This is a genomic window from Pedobacter heparinus DSM 2366 (assembly GCF_000023825.1).
Taxonomy (GTDB): Bacteria; Bacteroidota; Bacteroidia; order Sphingobacteriales; family Sphingobacteriaceae; genus Pedobacter; species Pedobacter heparinus.
On record NC_013061.1, the window covers coordinates 2,512,593 to 2,531,833 of the forward strand.

12 protein-coding genes are annotated in these 19,241 nt (G+C 46.4%); 7 read left to right on the forward strand and 5 right to left on the reverse strand.

The genetic code is table 11. The features are described from left to right. The first annotated feature begins 404 nt into the window (after positions 1-404). The 4 genes from topA (at position 405) to pbpC (ending at position 11,590) form a co-directional block, all read left to right on the forward strand. A complete protein-coding gene (topA, locus tag PHEP_RS10855; protein WP_015808006.1) occupies positions 405-2,978 on the forward strand; it encodes a type I DNA topoisomerase in 2,574 nt (857 codons plus the stop codon). Between the two features lie 26 nt (positions 2,979-3,004). Further along, positions 3,005-3,409: a hypothetical protein gene (locus tag PHEP_RS10860; RefSeq protein WP_015808007.1), complete on the forward strand. Its 405-nt coding sequence runs from the start codon at positions 3,005-3,007 to the stop codon at positions 3,407-3,409. A gap of 81 nt (positions 3,410-3,490) precedes the next feature. Beyond that, positions 3,491-9,055 carry an alpha-2-macroglobulin family protein gene (locus PHEP_RS10865; protein WP_015808008.1) on the forward strand — a complete coding sequence of 1,855 codons (5,565 nt, stop codon included), beginning with the start codon at positions 3,491-3,493 and terminating at the stop codon, positions 9,053-9,055. Positions 9,056-9,205: 150 nt separating this feature from the next. Then, on the forward strand, positions 9,206-11,590 hold the full coding sequence (gene pbpC, locus PHEP_RS10870) for a penicillin-binding protein 1C (RefSeq protein ID WP_015808009.1): 2,385 nt from the start codon (positions 9,206-9,208) through the stop codon (positions 11,588-11,590). Here pbpC and PHEP_RS10875 read toward each other — a convergent pair. Both PHEP_RS10875 and PHEP_RS10880 read right to left on the reverse strand, forming a co-directional pair. Continuing rightward, positions 11,587-12,291, reverse strand: a complete 705-nt coding sequence (locus tag PHEP_RS10875) for a lysoplasmalogenase (protein WP_015808010.1) — start codon at positions 12,289-12,291, stop codon at positions 11,587-11,589. The two genes, pbpC and PHEP_RS10875, sit on opposite strands and share 4 nt — an antisense overlap. Positions 12,292-12,416: 125 nt before the next feature. Continuing rightward, on the reverse strand, positions 12,417-12,722 hold the full coding sequence (locus PHEP_RS10880) for an RNA recognition motif domain-containing protein (protein ID WP_015808011.1): 306 nt from the start codon (positions 12,720-12,722) through the stop codon (positions 12,417-12,419). Between the two features lie 490 nt (positions 12,723-13,212). Between PHEP_RS10880 and spt the strand changes: the two genes are divergently transcribed. The 3 genes from spt to PHEP_RS10895 all read left to right on the forward strand — a co-directional run bounded on the left by spt (position 13,213) and on the right by PHEP_RS10895 (position 16,603). Continuing rightward, positions 13,213-14,418, forward strand: a complete 1,206-nt coding sequence (gene spt, locus PHEP_RS10885; protein ID WP_015808012.1) for a serine palmitoyltransferase — start codon at positions 13,213-13,215, stop codon at positions 14,416-14,418. A 77-nt stretch (positions 14,419-14,495) separates the two neighbouring features. Then, entirely contained in the window at positions 14,496-15,614 is a 1,119-nt protein-coding gene (locus PHEP_RS10890; protein WP_015808013.1) for a hypothetical protein, read from the forward strand. Beyond that, entirely contained in the window at positions 15,611-16,603 is a 993-nt protein-coding gene (locus PHEP_RS10895; protein ID WP_015808014.1) for an NAD-dependent epimerase/dehydratase family protein, read from the forward strand. The genes PHEP_RS10890 and PHEP_RS10895 overlap by 4 nt, the downstream gene beginning before the upstream one ends. A gap of 9 nt (positions 16,604-16,612) precedes the next feature. On the opposite strand, the gene xseB is transcribed toward PHEP_RS10895, so the two are convergent. The 3 genes from xseB to PHEP_RS10910 are packed head-to-tail and all read right to left on the reverse strand — an operon-like array spanning position 16,613 to position 19,185. Continuing rightward, positions 16,613-16,822, reverse strand: a complete 210-nt coding sequence (gene xseB, locus PHEP_RS10900; RefSeq protein WP_015808015.1) for an exodeoxyribonuclease VII small subunit — start codon at positions 16,820-16,822, stop codon at positions 16,613-16,615. Next, positions 16,797-18,197 carry an exodeoxyribonuclease VII large subunit gene (xseA, locus tag PHEP_RS10905; protein ID WP_244862651.1) on the reverse strand — a complete coding sequence of 467 codons (1,401 nt, stop codon included), beginning with the start codon at positions 18,195-18,197 and terminating at the stop codon, positions 16,797-16,799. Before xseA ends, xseB begins: the two co-directional genes overlap by 26 nt. Further along, on the reverse strand, positions 18,166-19,185 hold the full coding sequence (locus PHEP_RS10910; protein WP_015808017.1) for a S66 peptidase family protein: 1,020 nt from the start codon (positions 19,183-19,185) through the stop codon (positions 18,166-18,168). The genes xseA and PHEP_RS10910 overlap by 32 nt, the downstream gene beginning before the upstream one ends. Positions 19,186-19,241: the final 56 nt, after the last annotated feature.

Here is a 19,241-nt window from a genome sequence, read left to right on the forward strand (position 1 = left end):
CCTGGTTTTACATGCATTTGTGCTGCTCCTATTGTTAATTTACAGTTAACCCAGGCTAAGCCCACCTTTTTTCAGAAAAAACGTGGGCTCACTGTGGGCTGACTGTGGCCTCACTGTGGGTGCAGTACGAACGCATCTAAAGCGATATTGAAACGCAGACGAAACACACGCAAAGCTTTGGCTAAGCTTATTAACTTAAGATAAGAAATTTTGTTTGAATAAAAGAATATATTAATTAATAATCCTGTCCTATTGCTAATGTACACCGGCCGTGTAATTCTGCCAGGTAAATTGTTAGAAATGGCGGGCGAAATTGATTCGTCCTGAATTATTTTATCATAAATTTTAGCTTCGATTTTGATATTAGCGGTATTTATAGCTTTATTTGCAGAAAAACGGTCTGAATGGCGAAAAATTTATTAATAGTAGAGTCACCTGCAAAAGCAAAAACCATCGAAGGGTATTTAGGTAAGGATTTTTTAGTTAAATCGAGTTACGGGCACATCCGTGATTTGGTTAAAGGGGATATGGCGATTGATACTGCCAATAATTTTGCCCAGACCTATGAAGTGCCGTCCGATAAGAAGCAGGTGGTTGCAGAACTTAAGAAATTGGCCAAAGACGCAGAAATGGTATGGCTCGCATCCGATGAGGACCGCGAAGGAGAAGCCATATCCTGGCATTTGTATGAAACCCTGGGACTGAAGGAAAATAAGACCAAAAGGATTGTTTTTCATGAGATCACCAAGCCCGCCATATTAAAAGCAATAGAAACCCCGCGCAGCATAGATTACAACCTGGTTAATGCCCAGCAGGCTCGCAGGGTGCTGGACAGGCTGGTAGGTTTTGAACTTTCGCCGGTATTATGGAAAAAAATTAAGCCTTCTTTGTCGGCCGGGCGTGTACAGTCTGTCGCCGTTCGCCTCATTGTCGACAGGGAACGTGAAGTCAATAAATTCAATGCTGCTGCAGCATTTAAAATTACTGCCGAATTTGTTACCGGTAATGGAAAAGAGCTGGTTAAAGCAGAGCTGCCACAGCGTTTTGAAAAAGAAGCTGATGCAGAAAAGTTTTTGAACGATTGTGCAGGGGCCGGTTTTTCGGTCGACAGCCTGGAAACAAAGCCCGCCAAACGTAATCCTGCAGCGCCTTTCACCACCTCTACCCTACAGCAGGAAGCTTCGCGGAAGCTGGGCTATTCGGTAAGCAGGACGATGCAGATTGCTCAAAGGCTATACGAAAGTGGAAGAATAACCTATATGAGGACAGATTCGGTGAATTTGTCGGAAACCGCTTTACAGGCTGCGGCCAGCGAAATCAGGTCGGCCTGGGGCGATAAATACCATCAGCCAAGAACTTATAAAACAAAATCTGCTGGTGCACAGGAGGCACACGAGGCCATCCGCCCTACTTATTTCAACCAGCATACCGTGCCGGGCGACAGTTCGGAGCAACGCCTGTATGAGCTGATCTGGAAAAGAGCCATTGCCTCACAGATGAGTGAAGCGCTGTTTGAAAAAACTACCGCACAGATCGGTATCAGCACCCGTAAGGAACAGCTGATTGCAGAAGGTGAAGTGTTGAAATTTGATGGCTTTTTAAAAGTATACCTGGAATCTTCGGATGAAGAGGATGCGGAAGATTCGGAGGGCAACAATATGCTTCCAGCACTTTCAAGGGGACAGGCGCTGACTTTAAAAGTGATGAATGCAACGGAAAGGTTTTCGAGACCGCCGGCAAGATATACAGAGGCTTCATTGGTTAAGAAGCTGGAAGAGCTGGGTATAGGCAGGCCTTCTACTTATGCGCCAACCATCTCTACCATCCAGAACCGCGGATATGTGGTTAAGGAAGACCGTGATGGCCGCCAGCGTAGCTTTGCAGCCATAGAACTGAGCAATGGTTCGGTAACCAAAAAGACAAAAACAGAAATTACGGGTGCTGAAAAAGGCAAGCTCTTCCCTACGGACATTGGCGAGGTGGTGAACGATTTCCTTGTAGAACATTTTAAAGGTATTGTTGATTTTAACTTTACAGCGAATGTAGAGAAGGAGTTTGACGAGATTGCGCAGGGCCTGCAGGAATGGACAAAAATGCTCCACTCCTTTTATACGCCCTTTCACCTGGAAGTAGAAAATACGCTGGAAACGGCCGACAGGGCCAATGGAGAGCGCTTGCTGGGACTGGACCCGGCAACTGGTAAAAATGTTTACACCAAGGTTGGCCGCTTTGGCCCGCTGGTACAGATCGGTGAAAATGACGATGAAGAAAAACCACGTTATGCCAGTTTGTCCAAATCGCAATCGGTAGGTACAGTTACACTGGAAGAGGCTTTAGAGCAGTTTAAACTTCCTTTTTCTTTAGAAGATTATCAGGGTAAAGAAGTTTCTGTTGGAGTTGGCCGTTTTGGGCCTTATGTGAAATGGGGCGATGCCTTTATTTCTGTACCAAAGAACGAAGACCCATTGTCGATAGACCAGGCGCGTGCCATAGAGATCATTGGCGAGAAAATTACGGCCGATGCACCGGTGGCACATTACCAGGGCATGCCGGTTACCAAGGGTACAGGCAGGTTTGGGCCTTTTATCAAATGGAACGACCTGTTTATCAATGTGCCAAAGGCCTATAATTTCGACAGGCTTTCGCAGCAGGATATTGAGGAGCTGATCGGTAAAAAGATCGAAAAAGAGGCCAACAGGTTTATCCAGCAATGGCCTGCCGAAAAGATCGCGATCGAAAATGGCAGATGGGGACCCTTTATCCGTTTTGGCAAGGAAATGCTGAAATTGCGTAAAAACCCGGCCACGAATGATAAGTATACCCCTGAGGAACTGGCATCAATTGCTTTGGATGAAGTGAAGAAGCTGATTGTAGAGCAGGTGCCAAATGCATTTGAACCTAAAAAGAAAGCCGCTGCAAAAAAAACGGGAGCTGCGAAGAAAGCACCTGCAAAAAAGAAAGCAGTAGCAAAGAAGTAAGCCTGGGCACACAAGACGCATAACCTATGAAGAAAGATCTTCCTGAAAATATAGTTGAAGATGTGGCGATGGCCGTAGTGCTGATCGGTGAAACACCAGAAGTGAAAAACTGGACAGTATATATTGTAAACCTGAAGGATGTGGCACTGGATAATGTGCTGATCAGCTCTAAAGGTTATGGCGAAAAAGATGGTAAAATGGTAAAAACCTCCGTTTTGCGCCATTTTATTGGCGACCTGAAAGCCAAATCTTTTTCTGGCGTAGAAGCCATAGACCCTGAGGTTTTTGGCCTTACCAACGAATACTGGCTCAGCTATTACATAGATGGCGTGATTTACGATAAGAAATTCATCTTCCTTCCGGAAAGTATTGTAGATGAAAACCTGATCCACGTTCCCCTGGTCAACATGCCAGGTGTAATGATCAAATAAAGGTCTGTTGATAACAATTGTGCTTTAAAGCCAAACCTTTTTGTTATTTTTCCTACACATCTTATTGTTAAACATTCGTGCATGAAGAAGAATAAAAAATACTTCCTTATTGGCGCTGTTGCGCTTGTACTGCTTGGTATAGGTTCTGTTTTCTTTTTTAAAAAGGAAAGACCCAAAGATTATAACCAGCAATATTCCAAATACATAGAAGCCTATACTTCGGGTACAGTCTCTAAAAAGAGCTTCATCAGGGTACACCTGGCCAACCAGGTGAAAACCATGGCTGATATTGGTGTGGCAGATAGCCGGGAGCTGTTCAGCTTTTCTCCGGGCATTAAGGGTAAAACTTACTGGATTGATGCGCAGACCCTGGAATTCAGGCCTGAGGAGAGCCTTAAGCCGGGTGAAACTTATGAAGCTACCTTTAAACTGGAAAAGCTGATGGATACCGAAAAAGGCCTTGAAGAATTTGAATTTGATTTCAGGGTAATCAAGCCGGGCATGAACCTGGTACAGAACGGACTGGTGTCGCAGAACAATACTTCGCTGGACTACATGAAGCTGAGCGGTGAGATCAGTACTTCCGATCAGGAAGATACCAAGCTGATTGAAAAGGCTTTGTCGGTCGAATTTACACCATCACTTAAAGTAAAATGGCAGCATAACCCGGCAAAAAACACTTCCGTATTTACGGTAGACAGCATTAAAAAGACCGGTGCTGAAAATAAGCTGGTATTGAAATGGTCGGGCAGCCCTATTGGTGCCGAAAGCAAGGGGGAAGAAACGGTTTTAGTGCCTGCTAATGGAGTGTTTAAGGTATTGGACATCCGGGCGGTGCAGGACCTGGAAGACTTTGCACTGGTACAGTTTTCGGAGCCTGTAGGTGTGGGCCAGGACCTGAACGGACTGATCTCGCTGGCCGGACAGTCGGACCTCCGATTCACGATAGATGGCAGCCAGGTTAAGATCTATTCTCCTACTACGCTGGAGGGCAACTTTTCTGTTGCCGTTAATGAAGGTGTAGAGAACATCAACGGTAAAAAATTACAGGCCGGCAAAACAGCAAACATCGTATTTGAAAACAAGCTGCCTTCGGTAGTGATTGCGGGCAGTGGCACCATTATCCCGAATTCGGGAAAGCTGGTATTGCCTTTTGAAGCGGTAAACCTGAAAGCTGTGGATGTGACAGTGATCAAGATCTATGAGAACAATATCCCGCAGTTTTTTCAGACCAATAATTATAAAGATGGCGGCGAGCTGCGCCGTGTGGGTAAACCGGTGGTGCAGAAAACCATACGGCTGGATGAAGATAAAGCGCTTGACCTGCATAAAAAACATCGTTTTACCTTAGACCTGGATAAGGTCATCCGTACAGAACCAGGTGCCATGTACCGCATTACCATTGGTTTCAGGCAGGCCTACAATGTGTATAAATGTGCAGAGGCCGAAGCTGGGGCTGCTGATGGGGATTATGAGCGCTATGGCGAGAAAATTGATGAGGATGATGAGTTCTGGGAGCGCTATAACAGCTATTATCCGAACAATTACCGCTGGGAAGACCGCGATAACCCTTGCACCCCATCCTATTATACCAATGAACGCTGGGCAAGCCGGAATTTAATGGCCTCGAACATTGGCCTGATAGCGAAACGTGGAAATGACAACAGCATGCTGATCATAGCGACTGACCTGCTGACGGCCAAAACTTTGAGCGGGGTAACCCTGGAACTGCTGGATTACCAGCGCCAGCTGATCCACACCGTAAAAACGGATGGGGACGGTATGGCTTCGTTTGACCTGAAAAGAAAGCCCTTTTTACTGGTGGCCAAAAATGGTGATGAGCGGGGTTACCTGAAGCTGGATGATGGAAATTCGCTGCCACTGAGCAGGTTTGATGTAGGTGGTGATGTGGTGCAGAACGGTCTTAAAGGCTTTATTTATGGTGAACGCGGGGTTTGGCGTCCCGGAGATTCTGTATTCCTGTCCTTTGTACTGGAAGACAAGCTCAAAAAGCTGCCGGGTGGCTATCCGGTTACTTTTGAACTGTATAACCCTCAGGGACAGCTGATCAAAAGGATGATCAATGGCAAGCCTTTAAACGGGTTTTATGCATTCAGGACGGCTACAGAAAGCACGGCACCCACAGGAAACTGGCTGGCCAAAGTGAAGGCCGGTGGTGCGACCTTTTCTAAAACCATTAAGATTGAAACGGTAATGCCAAACCGTCTGAAGATCAGTTTCGACATTGGCAACCGTACCTATCTGGGTTCTGGCGGGCCTTCTACCGCTACCCTTTCGGCCAACTGGCTGTTTGGTGCGCCGGGCAAGCACCTGAAAGCCAAGGTGGATGTGAACCTGAATACCATGCAGACTACCTTTAAGGGCTTTGAAGCCTATACTTTTGACAACCCGACGGTTGTGTTCCAGTCGCAGGTCAAAACCATATTTGAAGGTACCTTAAGCGAAACCGGAACAGCTACGGTAAATACCAATTTAAACGAGAACAATACAGCTCCGGGTATGCTGAAGGCCAATTTTACCACCAAGGTATTTGAGGCAGGCGGTAATTTCAGTATCGACAATTTCAGCATCCCCTATCATGTATACAGCAATTATTATGGCATCAAAACGCCTGAGGGCGATAAAATGAGTGGCATGCTGCTGACCGGCCAGGATCATAAGATTGACATTGTGAATGTAGACCGGAACGGGAAACTGGTACAGGGCGGTAAAACGGTAGACGTAGAATTGTATAAAGTGCAATGGCGCTGGTGGTGGGAACAGGACAACGAGAACTCCTTCGCCAATTTTACCCAGAATTCTTATAACAAACTGGTCAAAAAGGAAAACATTACACTGCAGGACGGTAAAGGCAGCTGGAAAATCAGGATCGATGAACCGGAATGGGGCCGTTACCTGGTGCTGGTACGGGATGTAAATGGCGGACATGTTACAGGTAAATCGGTGTATATCGACTGGCCGGGCTGGGCCCAGCGCGAACAGGGCAACAACCCTACCGAGGCTTCCATGCTTTCTTTTACGGCCAATAAAACGAAGTTTAATGTAGGCGAAGAAGTGGTGCTGACCATCCCTTCGGGTGCCGGTGGCAGGGCCCTGATCTCGATAGAAAACGGTAGCAAGGTATTAAAGACTTTCTGGACGGATACCAAAGCCGGGCAAACGCAGTTTAAGTTTAAAGCCGAAAAGGAAATGGCACCTAATGTATTTGCCAATGTAACGCTGTTACAGCCGCATGCACAAACGGTAAACGATTTGCCGATCAGGATGTACGGGGCCATTCCCCTGCTGGTGGAAGACCCGCAGACCATACTGAAACCGGTAATCAGGATGGCCGATAAAATAAGACCCGAAACCGAAAGCAGCATTACAGTAAGCGAGCAGAATGGCAAGGCCATGACCTATACCATTGCCATTGTAGATGAAGGTTTGCTTGACCTGACCAGGTTTAAAACGCCGGATCCGCATGGCGTATTTTATGCCCGTGAAGGCCTGGGTGTAAAAACATGGGACCTGTTTGACTATGTTTTGGGTGCCTGGGGTGGCAATCTGGAACGCATCCTGAGTATTGGCGGGGATGGCAGCATCAATAAAAACCTGAACCCGGCCAAGGCCAACAGGTTTGTGCCGGTAGTAAAATACATGGGGCCTTTTGCTTTGGGCAAAGGCGCTTCGCAAACGCATAAATTTAAACTGCCACAATACATTGGCGCAGTAAGGGCCATGGTAGTTGCCGGCCAGGATGGTGCCTATGGCAAGGCCGAAAAAAGTGTGCAGGTGAAAAAGCCGCTCATGCTGCTGGCTACAGTACCAAGAGTGATAGGCCCTGGCGAAAGCTTTACGCTTCCGGCCACGGTATTTGCAACTGAAGCCAACCTTAAAAAGGTAACCCTGCAACTGCAGCCCCAGAATTTGCAGGTACAGGGGCTAAGGACCATAGAGATGAGCTTTAAGCAACCGGGCGAACAAATGGCCTATTTTGAGGTGAAGGCCCCGGAAATGACCGGCATCGCTAAAATACGGCTGGTAGCTCAGAGCGTTACGCCAAATGGTACAGAAAAAACCGCTTATGATGTAGAGCTGGATATCCGTAACCCTAACCCTTTTGTTACCAATGTGCTGTCGGCCGTAATAGAACCCGGCCGCAACTGGGGTACCCAATATGTACCTATAGGTATGGCAGGTACCAATTCGGGCAGTGTGGAAGTATCTTCCATCCCTCCCATCAATCTTAAAAAACGATTAAGCTATCTGATGCAATATCCGCATGGCTGTGTAGAGCAAACCACTTCCGGAGTATTTCCGCAGTTGTTTTTGAGTAAACTGAGCCCGTTAACGGAACAGCAGAAAGCCGGTACCGACAGGAACCTGAAGGCTGGTATTGCAAGGTTGCGCAGCTTTCAGACTACTGAAGGGGGACTGGGCTACTGGCCTGGTGCCAGCACTGCCGACGAATGGGGCAGCAATTATGCAGGGCATTTCCTGGTAGAAGCGCAAAATGCAGGTTATACCACACCTGTGGGGATGCTGGATGAGCTGTTGCGCTATTTGAAAACAAAGGCCGCCAACTGGTCGCCCAACAGTACCAATTTTTATGGAGGTGACCTTTCACAGTCCTATCGTTTATATGTACTGGCTTTGGCCAAAAGGCCGGATATGGCTGCCATGAACCGCTTAAGGGCCTTTCAATATTTGTCGGTAAGCGCCAAATGGCGTTTGGCAGCAGCTTATAAGCTTGCAGGTCAGTCGGATGCAGCAAATAACCTGATCAAAGGATTAGCGATAGAAGTTAAGCCTTACAACCAGCTTGGTGGTACCTACGGATCGGACATCAGGGATGAGGCCATGATCCTGGAGACCCTGACCTTACTGGGCCGCAAGGCTGAAGCAGGACGGCTGGTACAGTCGCTAGCCGTAAAAATGGGTAAAGACGACTGGTACAGCACGCAGACCACGGCATACAGTCTGCTGGCCATTGCTAAATTTTGCGGGGCAAATTCGGCAGCTAATAACCTGCAGTTCAGCTATACCATTGATGGTAAAAAGGGCAATGTAAATTCAAACCAGTTCCTGAACAGTACGGCGCTGAGTTTTAAAGGCGGCAATGGCGTAAGCATCAGCAATTCGGGCAGCAGGGTACTGTTTGTGCGCCTGGTACTGGAAGGACAGCCGGCAGCGGGGCAAAATGATTTTCTGCCCAACAATCCGGATATGCTGGACATGAGCGTGAGCTATAAGCTGTTAAATGGTAAAGCGCTGGACCCTTCCGTATTGAAACAGGGAACTGATTTTTATGCAGAAGTGGTGGTTAAGAACCCGGGTAAAATGGGTTATTACGAACAGATGGCACTGACACAGATCTTCCCTTCGGGCTGGGAGATCATCAATACCAGGGTTAACGACAACGAAAGTATCCTTGCAGCCTCTCCTTATACGTACAGGGACATCAGGGACGACCGGGTATTTACCTATTTTAACCTGAGGGAAAATGAGGCTGTAACCTATAAGGTGCTGTTAAATGCGTCTTATATAGGCCGCTATTATTTATCGGCCGTACAATGTGAGGCCATGTACAACAACAGCATCAGCGCAACTGAGGCAGGCAAATGGGTGCAGGTGATTAAATAAGGACTATAATCTTGGCCATACATTGATTAAGAGGTATTTGATAAAGCCAGCTGATAATTTTAAGAAGGTAACAATTTTTTCCATGACGATTGATTTATTAGAGATCAATTGTTGCGGGAAATTGTTACCTGTGTGTTTTGAAAAAATGGAATGTTATTAAAGGAACAAAAAACCATCCTTTTTACAGATGTATGCTGCCTGGCACTGCTGCTGGTATTTCTGTTGTCGCTGCCTTCAAAGCTGTTCCGGTCGCCCAGCTCCTATGTGCTGGAAGCTTCGAACGGGGAATTGCTGAGTGCAGCTATTGCCAGGGACGGACAATGGCGTTTTCCGGTAGCGGATAGTGTTCCGGAGAAGTTTGCACAATGTATTGTCGCTTTTGAGGACAAGCGTTTTTATCAGCATCCGGGGATCGATATTTTAGCGATGGGCAGGGCCATGCGCCAGAATTTTAAGGCCCGTACTGTGGTAAGTGGAGGCAGTACGCTGACTATGCAGGTGATCCGCCTGTCGCGGCGGGAAAGCCGTACCATAGGCCAGAAGCTGATTGAAATGGTGCTGGCCCTGAGACTGGAACTGGGACATTCTAAAAATGACATTTTAAAACTATATGCGGCCAATGCACCCTTTGGGAGCAATGTTGTAGGGCTGGAAGCGGCTTCATGGCGTTACTTTGGGCGTGGGCCGGAGGCTTTGTCATGGGGTGAAATGGCTACGCTGGCCGTATTGCCAAACAGCCCCGCGCTGGTCCATCCCGGTAAAAATTCGGCCAGGCTCATCAAAAAACGGAACGATCTGCTGGATAAGCTGGCTGTATTGGGGACCATAGACCAGGCTACGGCCAATTTATCCAAGCTGGAGCCTATTCCTGGTAAGCCACAGGCCCTGCCGCAATATGCCCCTCACCTGCTGAACCGCTTTAAAAGCGAGCAGGCATCCTTAAAAAATAAAGGAACAAGGATCAGCTCTACGCTGGATTACGATTTGCAGCTGAAGTTAAACGCCCTGCTTAAGCGCTACAACAACCGTTACCGGGCCAACGACATCAATAACATTGCTGCCCTGGTGCTGGATGTGAAAAAAGGTACCGTACTGAGTTATGTGGGGAATATCTATCAGCCTGAAAATAAGGAACTGGAAAGCCATGTGGACATGATCAGGGCGGCAAGGAGTCCGGGTAGCACCTTAAAACCCCTGCTGTATGCCAGTATGCTGAACGATGGGTTCATTTTACCGCGTACCCTGATACCGGATGTTCCCACCCAGATTGGGGGCTATTCGCCCCAGAATTACGATTTGGGTTATGACGGAGCTATTCCGGCCGACAGGGCCCTGAGCCGTTCCTTAAATATCCCTGCGGTGAAAATGCTGCAGACCTATAAATACCAGCGTTTTTACGATAAGCTGAAAAAACTGGGTTTCAGTACCTTGAACCGGCCGGCCGACCATTATGGCCTTTCGCTGATCCTGGGGGGCAGTGAGGTAACGATGTGGGACCTGGCCAGGACATATATGGGCATGGCCCGTACCTTAAATCATTTTAACGATTATAAAGGCCGGTATAACCCCCATGATTACGATGAACCGCTTTATATAAATGCCAGGCGGGATACGCGGTATGATGGTGATGAAACGCAGGTAAACTCGGTGTTCGACCATGGTTCGGTCTGGAATGCCTTTAATGCCATGGAAGAACTGATGCGCCCTGGTGAAGAAGGTTTGTGGGAACAGTTTTCGTCTTCGCAGCGGCTGGCCTGGAAAACCGGGACAAGTTTTGGTTTCAGGGATGCCTGGGCGGTTGGGCTAAACCCGGATTATGTGGTGTGTGTATGGGTGGGCAATGCCGATGGTGAAGGCCGCCCGGGCCTTACAGGGATTGATGCGGCAGCACCGGTACTGTTTGATATTTTTAAGCAGCTGCCGGCAGGAAAATGGTTCCGGACACCTAAAAACAAATTAAAAAAGATGCGTGTATGCCGGCAAAGCGGTTATAAGGCCGGCGAATATTGTGGGGATGTACTGGAAGAACTGGTTTCCCCGGCGGGAGAAAAAACAGTGCTTTGCCCCTACCATAAGCTGGTACACCTGGACAGGACAGGTACCTACAGGGTAACAGATGCCTGTGAAGCACCTGCTGAGATGCAACACAGGGCCTGGTTTATATTGCCACCGGCAATGGAATACTATTATAAGATCAAGAACAGCGATTATAAAGTGCTGCCCCCCTTTAAGCCGGGTTGCGGGGATGTGGGCAGCAATTATGTGATGGAGATGATCTATCCGAAGAACAATGCCAGCATTTATGTGCCACTGGAGCTGGATGGGAGCCGCGGTAAAGTGGTGCTGAATGCGACCCACCGGGATGCGGACATAAAGATTTACTGGCATATAGACGGAGCATATGTGGCCACTACAAAAAACTATCACCAGCTGGCGGTGAGTCCGGCGCCCGGAAAACATACCCTGACCCTGGTAGATGAAAACGGGGAAAGGCTGGTGCAGACTTTTACCATTCTGGATAAGGAGAAAAACTAAGCTTCCGGTATGGGCTGATTGTGCAGCAGTGTGCGTTCCACGGCACCCATGGTGATGAGGTACTGGGCAATCATATAGCTGGCCATGATCCATACTCCGGAATGGCTGATGGGGCTTACAAATTTGTTATACGCTAAAATACCATCAGAAAACACGAAAAACAGCGCGCCGAAAAGGATGAGCTTAAAGCTGCTGCTGTTTACCCGCTGGTTGCGGAAACAGGCCATCATCATCATCATGCTGATGACCAGGATATAGACCATGACCGGGAGTTTCATGATGCCGAGCTGCGGCCTGAGGTAAAAATAAAAGCTGATGGCCAGTATTGCGCAGCAAAAAATAGCTATCCTTGCCCCTTTTTTGTCCAGTTCGGGGGCAGATTTAAAATCGAGATAAAAAGCACGGATATAAAAGAGGTGACAGAGCAGAAATGCGGCCAGTCCCCATATAAAAAATTTTTCATTGCCTGCCGCATACATCAGCAATACATCGCCTGCCAGGGCAAAAACCAAGCCGGTAAATATCCGTTTGTGAAAGCGGCCCTTTAAGCGGGTGCTGACACTGAGCATGATGAGCAGGGAGATGACAATAAGGGGTTTGCTGAAAGCGGCAAGTGCAGTTGCGCTGTTCCATACTGACAGGAGCTGCAGGATAAAGACAACAACAAACAGGAGATGAAACCAGGGTTGTTTTTTTAGCATTGTGACCTCTTCTTTTGTGATTTTGGTCAAAGCTATAAAAACTATAACTAAAAACAGCAGTTACAACCAGGTTATAACTGCTGTTTGATATAGATGGATACTATAGAAATCTGTTGTTAAAAAGCTTAATAGCTTTTTTCTGTACGGTTGTTGCGTCTGAAGCCACCACCTGCAGCACCACCAGTATTTGGTTTTTCCTGTGCTTCAGCAACTTTGATGCGGTTACCGTTGTAATCGCCGCCGTTCATGCGTTTGATTGCTTCTTTTGCCTCTTCTTCAACAGGCATTTCCACAAAACCAAAACCACGACTTTGACCAGTCTCACGATCTTTGATTATCCTAAGTGATTTTACTTGACCGAAATCACCAAATACGGCTGTTAATTCATCTTCCCCTACTTCTAAAGGAAGGCCTGTAATAAATATCTTCATTAATGTTTAAAAATTTGTACAAAAATAAGCATTTTTTCGCTTAAAATTCAATGTAAGTGTCAGTTATAAGTATAATTGTTGCGGTATCAACAATTAATTACAGATTTTGTTTGGCTGGTTTGGTACTGGGATGAGAAATTATTTTAAGTAAATATCAGGGTGTTAAAAAAATGTGGCAGGCATTTTGGGTGTCATTGTGTAAAAGTTTGTATTTTTAGGCTATTAACACGAGGCAGATTTGAATTTAATTATAAGAAAATTGTAAATTTTATTTTAAAAAGTAATATATTGAAACTTGGTTGACTTCAAGTTTTGTTTTCTGTGTTTATGATCTTAGCTTTGGGAAGTTTTACAAATTGACAAAATTGTTAATTTAGTCAGATAAAAAATGATGGGGTATTTATTAAATACAGGACAGATAATTCCTCATGTTACATAACAAAACAATATCAACTAAAAAGTTCTGTGATCTAAACATACAAGTACCAGCATGCGCAAAAAATTATACGATAGGATAGCAGCTTTTAAAGACGCTAACGCAATTAAGGAAAAGGGTCTATATCCTTATTTCCGTGCAATAGAATCAGGCCAGGATACAGAAGTGGTGATAGATGGGAAGAAGGTGCTGATGTTTGGCTCTAATTCCTATCTCGGTTTAACTAATCACCCTAAGATTAAAGAAGCCTCTAAAGCTGCAATAGACAAGTATGGTACCGGATGTGCGGGTTCGAGGTTTTTAAACGGGACACTGGATATCCATATTGAACTGGAAAAAAGGCTTGCTGCTTATGTGGGCAAGGAAGCCGCTGTATTGTTCAGTACAGGTTTTCAGGTAAACCTGGGTGTGATCTCCTGTTTACTGGATAGAAATGATTACCTGATTTTGGATGAATATGACCATGCCTCGATCATTGACGGCAGTCGTTTATCCTTTTCGAGGTCTATCAAATATGCCCACAACGATATGGACGACCTGCGCAAGAAACTGAGCCGTTTACCTGAAGACGCAGCCAAGCTGATTGTTGCGGATGGTATTTTCAGCATGGAGGGCGACCTGGTAAACCTGCCGGAAATTGTAAAAATAGCCAATGAATATGGCGCCAATATTATGATGGATGATGCCCATAGCCTGGGTGTGATTGGCTTTAACGGTGCGGGTACGGCTTCACATTTTGGCTTAACGGATGAGGTTGACCTGATTATGGGTACTTTTAGCAAGTCACTGGCTTCGCTGGGTGGTTTTATTGCCGGTACAGAAGAAACCATAGAATTTGTAAAACACCGGGCACGCTCTTTAATGTTTAGTGCCAGTATGCCTCCGGGTGCTGTAGCCAGTGTAATTGCTGCTTTGGACATCATTGAATCGGAGCCGGAGCGTATAGACAAGCTTTGGGCAAATACCAATTATGCCAAAAAACTATTGGTTGAGGCAGGCTTTGACATTGGTCATACCGACAGCCCGATCATTCCGGTTTACATCAGGGACAATGACAAAACCTTTATGGTAACAAATATCCTGAGTAACAACGGGATTTTTGTAAACCCTGTGGTATCCCCTGCTGTCCCTTCCGATTCTTCGCTGATCAGGTTCTCGCTGATGGCTACACATACTTTTGAACAGATTGAAGAAGCCGTAGAAAAATTGTCGGCCGCTGCAAAAGAAGTGCAGGTAAAATCATTCCAGGAAACTATATAAAAATGACCAGAGGCTTAATTTACAGATTAAGCCTTTGTTTTTTATAAACATATCCCTCTAAACCAAATCTTAAACCAATGAAAGAAATTGTTGCCGTTAGCACCAAGAAACAGTTAGCAACATTTATAGATTTTCCACATGAGCTGTATAAAGCTGATCCGAACTATGTTCCGGAACTGTTTATTGCGCAGCGCGACCTTTTAACTACCCATCCTTTTCATAAACACTCTTCCTTGCAGTGTTTTTTGCTTTTTGATGGCGAAAAAGTGATCGGCAGGATTGCAGCCATCTTAAACAACAGCCACAATACCATGAACAATGCCAGTGACGGTTTTTTTGGTTTTTTTGATTGCATCAATGACCAGGAAGCGGCCGGTATGTTACTGGATACTGCAGCGAAATGGCTGAAGGATAAAGGGGTGAAAAATAAGATCATGGGCCCGGTTAACTTTTCTACCAATGAGTCCTGTGGTTTACTGATTGAAGGGTTTGACTCGCCACCCGTGGTGATGATGCCTTATAATGCCAGCTACTATCCCGACTTATTGGCGGGCTGGGGACTGAAAAAACAGGTTGACCTGATTGCATGGCGGTTTAACGGCGATAATTATGACGACCGCTCTGTAAAGCTGATAGACCGGCTTGAAGAACGTTTAAAGCGCAGTAACATTGTGATCCGTAAAATTAACCTGAAAAATTTTAAACAGGAAGCTGCTGCTTTGCGCGAGGTTTACAATAAGGCATGGGACAAGAACATGGGCTTTGTACCTTTAAATGACGAAGAGTTTGATTACCAGGCGAAAGACCTGAAGCTAGTGCTGGACCCTGATTTTTGCCTGGTGGCCGAGCAGGATGGCAAGCTGGTAGGTTTTGGTGCCGCTATTCCGGATATGAACCAGATCCAGATCAAAATTAAAAAAGGCAGGTTATTGCCTACCGGCATCTTTAAATTGCTTTTTGGCAAGAAAAAGGTGAAGGGCATCAGGATCTTGCTGCTGGGGGTAATTGATGGTTACCGTAAAATGGGCATTGAGGCCTGCATTTATGGCCGCATCATTAAGGCTTACCGTGCAAAAGGCATGGAATATGCCGAGGCTTCCTGGACCCTGGAGCATAACGACCTGGTGAACAATGCTATTATTGCCATTAAAGGCGACCCTTATAAGAAATACAGGATCTACGAAAGGGAGATATGAGTAAAAAAAAGGTATTGATTACCGGTGCGAGCGGATTTGTGGGTTATCATTTGATTAAAGAAGCTTTAAAAGCAGATCTTGAAGTTTATGCGGCTGTACGCAAAAGCAGTGATGTGGCACACCTGAAGGATTTTGACATCAGGTATACAGACCTGGATTATACAGATGTGGAGGCTTTGAAAGCAGAGCTGGAAGAAAAGCAATACCATTACATCATCCATGCGGCGGGTACCACCAAGGCCAAGACCAAAGCGGTATATGAGGAGATCAATGCAGGTTATACCAGGAACCTGGCCATTGCGGCAAGTACGGCCAATATCAGTTTAGAGAAATTTGTTTTTGTAAGCAGTTTGGCTGCACTGGGGCCGCTAAAAGAACTATCGGACGAAATCCAGGACGACAGTGCAGGACAGCCGGTAACCAATTATGGCGCCAGTAAGCTGCTGGCCGAACAGTACCTGGCAGGCTTTGATACCTTGCCTTTAGTGACCATCCGGCCTACAGCCGTTTACGGGCCCAGGGAAAAAGACCTGTTTATTTTGTTTGACAGTATCAATAAAGGGCTTGAGCCACATATTGGCCGTTTTGAGCAGCAGCTGAGTTTTGTGTATGTAAAAGACCTGGCCAGGGTGATTATAAAAGCCCTGCAGCTTCCTTTGGTCCGCAAAGCCTATAACATTTCTGATGGGGAGATTTATGACAGATACGCCCTGGCCAATTACACCAAAAAGGCCTTAAACAAAAAAACCTTTAAGTTCCATTTACCTGTACCCCTGGTAGCCTTTATGGCAGCTGTGATGGACCTTATTTATGCAGGCAGTAAAGATACACCCACTTTAAACAAAGAGAAGATGGCGGAACTGACCGCTGTTAACTGGGCCTGCAGCATAAAGAATGCCGAGGCCGACCTGGCTTATGTACCAGAGTTCAACCTGGAAAAAGGGATAATGCAGACCCTTAAATGGTATAAACTGAACAACTGGCTGTAAGGTGCCGGGTTAAGGTGCCGGGTTTTCCATTTGTTTGATGATCTTGTTTACCTCTGTTTCTGTAGCGCGCAGTTTGCCCTGGCAAAAGCCGATCAGGTCTGAGGCCCGTTTCACTTTTTCGGCCAGCACATCTACCGATACCGATTCTGTTTCTATTTCCAGTGCGATCTCTGTCAGCTCTTTATAAGCGCTTTCATAGGTTAAATTCGTCGTTTCCATCTATTGCTGATTTGGTAATTACTGTAGTTTTAATTTCTGTAGCCGCCAGGCGTACGGTAAGTTCGGTGCCTGCCTCAATATCTTCGGCATTGCCGGCGATTTTGCCCTTTACTTTAAGGATGGCAAAACCCTTGTTTAAGATGTTCTGGGGACTCATGAGTCGCACTACCGACTGAAAATGACCGATATACCCTCTTTTATTGGCAAAATACATCCGGTTGTAGGATTGCATATTGCCGATGAGGTTGCTGAGGTCTTTTTGCCGGTTGGAAAGGATGATCCTGGGGTTGCCAAGTACCATCCGCGAGAGGCTGATGATGTGGAGCTGCTGCTCATGCAGCAGGCCCCTGCTGGTACTGATGGTGGTTTGGTTGAGTTGTGCGAGCCGGTCCTTATGGTAATTGATGAGCTGATAGGTTTTAATGAGCATCATTTTTTGCATGCCCAGCAGGTTTTCTTCAAAGGCCCTGTTGTGTGCAATGATCAGTTCGGCTGCTTTTGTGGGCGTTTTTGTTGCCGTATGTGCCATTAAATCGGCAATGGTCTCATTTTTCTGGTGCCCGATACCTGTAATTACCGGTACAGGGAATTTGGCGATGGCCCGGCTGAGCTCGTAATTGTCGAAGATGAGAAAGTCGGTCTGTGCCCCTCCGCCCCTGATGATGACCAGGGTATCATAAGGTTTGCCCGACTGGAATACCTCTACAATTTTAGCCAGGAACTGTCTGGCATTGGCTTCGCCCTGCACCGGCGTAAAATAATCATCTATTATAAAACGGTAGCCAAAGGTATTGTTTTCCAGTGTATGTTTAAAATCCTGATAACCCGCAGAAGTGGCCGAAGAAATGACAGCTATGCGCTGGAGTACCCGGTTTAGGGCCAGGCTGCCATTGCGGGTGAAATACTGTTCACCTGCTTTTTGTATAAAATCCGGATTTTCCCGGAGCAGGCGGGCCAGGGTTTCTTTGCGCTGCTGTTCAAAAAGGCCCAGGGTAAAGCTGGTATCTATATCAAGCAGGTTTAACTGCAGGCCGAATGCCGGGTTGTACTGCACAGCTACCTGTACCAGCACATTGATGTCGTTCTGGAACTTTTGTCCGGTTGCCTGTTCAAAATTGGAAATGTTAACCGATGCATTTCCCCAGGCCCTGCCGGCTATTTTGCTGAGGATCTTTGCAGAACCTTTGTCTTTCTCTACCAGTTCAAAATAATGGTAATTGGTTTGGGATTTATAGGTATGGCTGCTTATATCGGCAATAACCCAGAAGGTACGGTTGCCGAATACCCCATCTATGGCCTGTCTGATCTGTGTGGCCAGTTCAGAGAGCCTGATGGCTGCAGGGTTAGATGGATACGAGTGAACTTCCATTGGCATCAACATTCAGTAGGTGTTTTGTACCACACTTCAGTGCAAAGTTATTCTTTTGATGGCCTACAGGGAAATCAAAACATACCGGATAATCATATTCTTTTATTTTTTCGCTGACGATCTCGTAGGCCGTTCTGCCAAATTCATCGCCCGGATCTTCAGGCTTAATTTTAAAGCCGCCTACAATAAGGCCCTTTAGCTTGTCGAGTTTGCCACTGCGTTTCAGGTTCCAGAACATCCGGTCTATGCTGTACAGGTACTCGCCTGTATCTTCTACAAAAAGTATTTTACCATCTGTGTTAATGTCGGAAGCACTGCCGGCAAGTGTTTCTATGATGCTGAGGTTGCCGCCGATGAGGCTGCCTTCTGCCCTGCCGTTCCTGTTGCCGCTAACCGGCGGGGCGGTATATTTTACATCCTGTCCGCTGAGTACCTGTCTGATCGAAAGAATGGTCTCAATTTGTACGGGCTCGGCCAGCGACCAGTCGGACGGAAAGCTGTTGCACATTTTTGAATGTATGGAAGCTATATTGAGCTTCCTGTTGAGGTGGCAATGGAACACGGTAATGTCGCTAAAACCGATGACCCATTTGGGCTGTTGCTTAAACCTGCTAAAGTTGATCCGGTCAATGATCCTCACTGCCCCATATCCGCCCCTGGCACACATAATGGCCTTTACATTAGGATCATCCAGCATTTGCTGTAAATCGGCCGTACGTTCGTCATCCGTTCCGCCGAGGCTGAAATCGCGTTTGCCTATGGTATTTCCGATCTGGACTTTAAAACCCCAGCTTTCCATCAGCTGTACGGCTGGCTGTACCTGTTCGGTGGTGATATAACCTGCCGGGGAAGTGATGCCAATGGTATCACCGGGCTGCAGATAAGGTGGTATTTTTATTTCTTTTGCCAGTTCAGCTGGCTTGGCCCATGCTTTAAAGGTGGTCATGGTTACGCCGGCTGTGGCCAGGAAAGAGAGGAAATGTTTACGGTTCATGTAAAAGCGGTTTGGACAGACAATTATAAGGCTTATTGGTGATAATTTTGGGAAAT